A 5,001-nucleotide genomic window follows, 5' to 3' on the forward strand; every position below is an offset into this window, starting at 1 on the left:
TACGCCTCGAACAGGCCGATGCCAACCACCAGCGCGTCGAGCCGCCGCGCGCGTCCGCCGGCGGCCGTGAACGCCACCAGCCCAGCCGCCGGCGCTAGCGAGGCGGCGGCCGGCACGCCGAACACGCTGCCCGCACCGGCAATGCCCGTCATCTCGGCGATCAGCGTGGCCAGGCAGCTGAGCGCCAGCGCCACGGCGCAGGCCCGCGCGAACGGCGCGCCGAAGCGCGCGCGGATCGCTTCGCCGAAGCCGAGCCCGGTGCGCCGCCCGAGATCGGCGCTGGCTTGCTGCGTCCAATAGAGCAGCGGCGCGAGCGCGGCGAACGCCGGCAACAGCAGATAGCCCCACATCGCGCCGGCCTGCGCGGCCACCAGCACGTTGCCCGCGTCGCAATCGGCCAGCATGACGAGCAGGCCGGGGCCGAGCAGGGCGGCGCGGCGCGCGAACCGGAACGCGTGGCCGCGCAGGCGAAGGCGGGAGGGCTGCGACATCCGGGCTTGAGGTTCGCGGGAAGGCCGGCGCGATCGGCGCGGCGAAGGAATGGAAACGCCCGCGCGGGGCGGGGCGGGCGAACGATGAGAAGGCGAGAAGCGGACGGGAAGCGAGCTAGGCCGCTTACACCGCGCCGTATTTCTCGACGTTCTTCGTGAAGCGCTCGTACGAAATCGTCTCGTTGATCAGGCCTTCGTCGAAGCAGTATTCGCGCAGCCTGGTGGCGTCGAGGTCGCGATGGAACGCCTCGCACACCTGCTTGACCGCCTTGAACGCGGCGAAAATCGTCAGCGGCCAGTACACCGACATGTTCGCGCCCGCGGCCGATTCCTCGGCCACCGAATCCTGGAAATCCACGCTCGTCACGATCAGCGGCCCCTTGATGCGGGTGCGGAACTCGGCCAGCGCGGCGATCGAGCCCTTGAACACGATGAAGCCCGCGTCGGCGCCCGCTTCCAGATAGGCGTTGATGCGCGCCACGGCTTCCTCGGGATCGTTCTTCAGGTAGATCGCGTCGGTGCGCGCGATGATCAGGAAGTTCGGATCCTTGCGCGCGTCCACGCAGGCGCGAATGCGCTGGCACATCGCGTCGGGCTCGAGCAGCTTCGGCGGCAGGTCGGTGTGCTTGCCGAACACCGTGTCCTCGATATGGATCGCCGAGGCGCCCGCGCTCTCGAATTCGTGCACCGTGCGCCAGATGTTGGCGGCGTGATACCAGCCGGTGTCGGCGTCGCAGACGATCGGAATGTTCGTCTCCTTGGCGATCTCGCGGGCGAGGCCGAGCAGGTCCTGCATCTGCACCAGCCCCACGTCGGGCAGGCCCAGGCGGCTCGCGCCGGTCACGAAGCTGCCGGTGTACAGCACCGGAAAGCCGGTCTGCTCGATGATGCGGGCGCTCAGCAGGTCGTAGGCGCCCATCAGCGGCGTGCAGCCGGGCGCGTTCAGCAGTTCGCGCAGGCGAACGCGTTTTTCGTGCATGTTCATGAATCGGATCTCCGTGCGGGAAAAGAGGGAAACGAGGAAACGCGCGCGCCTAGCGCATCAGCATCCCGCCGTTGACGTCAAGCGTGGCGCCCGTCACGTAACGGCCGTCCTCGCTGGCCAGGTACAGGGCCGCCGCGGCGATGTCGGACACGTCGCCGTAGCGGTCGAGCGGAATGCTCTTCTTGACCTCGGGCGGGTACTGGAGCACCTCGGTCATCGCCGTCTGGATCGCGCCGGGTGCGATGGCGTTGACGGTCACGCCGAACGGCCCGAGCTGGCGCGCCACGGCCTTGGTCAGCGCGAGCACGCCGGCCTTGGTGACGGGATAGGTCATTTCGGAGGCGACGCCGCCCACCTGCCCGGCGATCGACGCCATGTAGACGATGCGCCCGGCGCGATTGGCCTTGGCGTGCGGCACGAACGCCGTGGTGGCGTGCACGCAGCTCATCAGGTTGATGTCGATCACCTGCCGCCACTGCTCGGCCTCGATCTCCTCGATCGGCTTGCCGGGCCGGACGATGCCGGCGTTGCACACCAGGATGTCGAGCCGGCCGAACCGCGCGATCGCGTCGCCGATCAGGCGCGCGTTGTCGGCGGCGCTGGCCACGTCGACGCGCACGGCCAGCGTGCCCGTTGCGTAGCGCGCGGCCAGATCGGCCGCGGCGGCGCGCACGCCGGCTTCGTCGAGATCGGCGAGCGCCACGTTCGCGCCTTCGCTGGCGTAACGCTCGGCGATCGCGAAGCCGATGCCGCGCGCCGCGCCCGTCACGACGGCCGTTTGGCCGGCGAGCTTGCCCTGTCTGCCCTGATCAGTCATGGAACTGGAAACTCCTGTGCGAGGTGGCGAAGGCCTTCGATTTGAAGATCCACGCGCCTTCGCCGCGGTCGTGGTCGTTGGTGCAGATCAGCAGGTCGTTGGTGCCGGGGATCAGCATCGGATGCGTGGAGCGCAGGTGATGGCCCTGTTCGCGGCCCGGCAGCAGCACCTGGCCGATCGGGAAGCCGAGCCGGTTGAACGCCATCACGCGGCCCTGGTTGTACATCGCCACGTAGAGGTTGTCGGCGGAATCGACGCAGCACGAATCGGGGCCGTGGAAGCCCGTGAAGTGATACGGAATGCTGGTGCCGTAAGGCGCGATCGACTTGCCGTCCGCGCCGAGCTCGATCAGGTGCAGGCGGTTCGCGTTGGTTTCGGTGGCCCACAGCATCCGCTCGTCGGTGGACAGCGCGATGCCGTTCGGGCCGGCCATGTTGCGCAGGATCGGCGTGACCGTCCGGCCGTCGGCCGAGACGTGGTACAGGCCGCCGGTCGGTTCGCACGAGGCGCCGACGAAGTGCGTGAAGTAGAAGCTGCCGTCGCGCGCGAACACCATGTCGTCGGCCACGTAGCCTTCCACGATCACGCGGCGGTCGGTGCCGTCGGGGTTGATCGAGAAGATCTCGCCGGTGTCGAAATCGCCGAGGCAGCACACGTAGAGGCGGCCGTCCTTGTTGATCTTGACGGCGGCCGGGTTCAGCCCTTCGGCGCGATACACCTCGGTCAGCGTGCGGGTGGCCATCTCGAGCTTCCAGATCGCGCCGCCGAACACCTCGAGGAAGAACAGGTTGCCGGCGCGGTCGAAGCACAGGCCTTCGAGCTGCTTGAAGCCGTCGGCCACCTTGAACCACGGCTCGGCCGTCAGCGTGGGCAGCGCGCGCTCGTTGGGCGGGATCGGCGCCCACGACATGTCGGGGGTGAATTCGAAGCCGGTCGGGTCGGACATGGGTGTCTCCATCGTTGGAATGCGGGCGGATAAGGGACGAATAAGGGGCAGCGGGCGATTGCCGTCGGGTCAGCGCGCCTGCCGCAGCGCGGCCAGCACGCGTTCGGCTTCGGCGCTGCCGATCGTCTGGCTGGCGATCAGCGCGTGCGCGACCTGTTCGACCTCGTCGCCGGTCGCGCCGGCGCCGATCGCGAAGTTGTGCGCGTGGCGCGCCATGAAATCCTTCTGGATGCCGTGCGTCGAGAGCGCCTTGAGCGCCGCGAAATTGGCGGCCAGGCCGATCGCCGCGATGATCCGGGCGAGTTCGCTGGCATGCTGCACGCCGAGGATCGCGAGCAGGGCGCGCGCGGTGGGATGCACCTTGGTCGCGCCGCCCACGATGCCCACCGGCATCGGCAGCTCGATGCTGCCGCTCAGCGCGCCGTCGGCGGCGCATTCCCAGCGCGTCAGGGCGCGGATCCGGCCGCCGAGCGCGGCGTAGCCATGCGCCGCCGCTTCCACCGCGCGCGTGTCGTTGCCGGTAGCCAGCACCACGGCCGAGATGCAGTTCATGATCCCCTTGTTGTGCGTGACGGCCCGGTACGGGTCGGTGTCGGCGAACCGCGCGGCCGCGATCATCGCGTCGCGCACCGCCTCGCCGCCGAGCGCCTCCACCGGCCAGGTCGCGCGGGCGCGGGCCAGCCGCCGGTCGGCCAGGTTCGAGAGGATCCGCAGGCCGGGGCGGCCGCCCGTCCATTCGGCCAGCAGCGGCGCGAGCCGTTCGGCGATGGTGTTGACGGTGTTCGCGCCCATCGCGTCGCGGCAATCGACGATCAGGTGCACCACCAGCATCGCCGCGTCGCGCTCGCCGAGCAGCCGCACCTCCAGATCGCGGAAGCCGCCGCCGAAGCGCACCAGGGTCGGGTCGCAGGCGTCGCACGCGGCGGCCACCTGGGCGCGGCGTTCGAGAATCGCCACGCGCGCCGCGTGCGGATCGGCGATGCCGAGCAGTTGCACCTGCGCGATCATGCAGTCGCCCGACATCGAGGTGGTGAAGCCGCCCGTCGCGCGACACGCCTCGCCCGAGGCGCCCACCGCCGAGACGATCCACGATTCCTCGGTGGCCATCGGCACCACGCGCTCCTCGCCGTCGATCAGCAGCCCGGTGGCCACGCCCACCGGAATCGCGATCGTCGCGATCATGTTTTCGATCATGTGGTTGGCGGTGTCGCGGTCGAGGTTCGACGGCGCGGCGAGCTGGCGCGCGTCCTGCTCGGACAGGCCCGCGAACGCGGCTACCTGGGCGAGGCGCGCGTCGACGCCGAGTTCGCTGAAATCCGGCGCAAGGCGGGCGGGTGGGCGCAATGAGGTGGACATCGTGTCTCCGGGTCGTGCCGGGCGGCGCGCGGCGGCGCGTCCGGCTTGTGTCAGTGCGTTCAGCTTAGCGATTGCCCGCCTGCGCATCTGGTACAGTCCGGAACGATTTTTCGGTAGTCGTACCAGTCGAACGGAGGGTACAGCCATGCAGGAACCGGTCTCGAAGATCGAGCGCGTGATCGACGGGGTGCTCGCGCGCGTGCGCGACGGCACGCTGCAGGCCGGCGACCGGCTGCGGTCGATCCGCGAGGAGGCGGCGCTGGCCGGCGTGGCGAAGAACACCGTGGTGGAGGCGTATCTGCGGCTCGTCGCGCAGGGCGTGCTGACCGCGCGGCCCGGCGCCGGCTATTTCGTGTCGCGCTCGCCGCAGCGCCAGAAGCTGCCGCCGCGCGCGCCGATGCCGGGC

General features: G+C 70.0%; 6 protein-coding genes. 1 reads left to right on the plus strand and 5 read right to left on the minus strand.

The features are described 5' to 3' along the window. The 5 genes from G3N92_RS30725 to G3N92_RS30745 form a co-directional block, all read right to left on the minus strand. A partial coding sequence (locus G3N92_RS30725; protein ID WP_206131313.1) for a divalent metal cation transporter occupies positions 1-491 on the minus strand: 491 nt, incomplete at its 3' end. Between the two features lie 124 nt (positions 492-615). Further along, the gene (locus G3N92_RS30730; RefSeq protein WP_206131314.1) at positions 616-1,476 is read right to left on the minus strand and encodes an isocitrate lyase/PEP mutase family protein; all 861 of its coding nucleotides are present in this window, start codon (positions 1,474-1,476) and stop codon (positions 616-618) included. A gap of 49 nt (positions 1,477-1,525) precedes the next feature. Further along, on the minus strand, positions 1,526-2,293 hold the full coding sequence (locus tag G3N92_RS30735) for an SDR family NAD(P)-dependent oxidoreductase (RefSeq protein ID WP_206131315.1): 768 nt from the start codon (positions 2,291-2,293) through the stop codon (positions 1,526-1,528). Next, positions 2,286-3,239: an SMP-30/gluconolactonase/LRE family protein gene (locus G3N92_RS30740; RefSeq protein WP_241015129.1), complete on the minus strand. Its 954-nt coding sequence runs from the start codon at positions 3,237-3,239 to the stop codon at positions 2,286-2,288. The genes G3N92_RS30735 and G3N92_RS30740 overlap by 8 nt, the downstream gene beginning before the upstream one ends. A 69-nt stretch (positions 3,240-3,308) precedes the next feature. Further along, positions 3,309-4,595, minus strand: a complete 1,287-nt coding sequence (locus G3N92_RS30745) for a hydroxymethylglutaryl-CoA reductase, degradative (RefSeq protein ID WP_206131317.1) — start codon at positions 4,593-4,595, stop codon at positions 3,309-3,311. 145 nt (positions 4,596-4,740) lie between these two features. Between G3N92_RS30745 and G3N92_RS30750 the strand changes: the two genes are divergently transcribed. Beyond that, on the plus strand, positions 4,741-5,001 hold a 261-nt coding region (locus G3N92_RS30750), incomplete at its 3' end, for a winged helix-turn-helix domain-containing protein (protein ID WP_206131318.1).

Source organism: Burkholderia sp. Ac-20379 (genome assembly GCF_017104645.1).
Taxonomy (GTDB): Bacteria; Pseudomonadota; Gammaproteobacteria; order Burkholderiales; family Burkholderiaceae; genus Burkholderia.

What these genes read in the sequence shown, in the direction of transcription:
- G3N92_RS30745 (WP_206131317.1), bottom strand. Translation starts at nt 4,595, where the DNA reads ATGTCCACCTCATTGCGCCCACCCGCCCGCCTTGCGCCGGATTTCAGC.
- G3N92_RS30740 (WP_241015129.1), bottom strand. Translation starts at nt 3,239, where the DNA reads ATGTCCGACCCGACCGGCTTCGAATTCACCCCCGACATGTCGTGGGCG.
- G3N92_RS30735 (WP_206131315.1), bottom strand. Translation starts at nt 2,293, where the DNA reads ATGACTGATCAGGGCAGACAGGGCAAGCTCGCCGGCCAAACGGCCGTC.
- G3N92_RS30730 (WP_206131314.1), bottom strand. Translation starts at nt 1,476, where the DNA reads ATGAACATGCACGAAAAACGCGTTCGCCTGCGCGAACTGCTGAACGCG.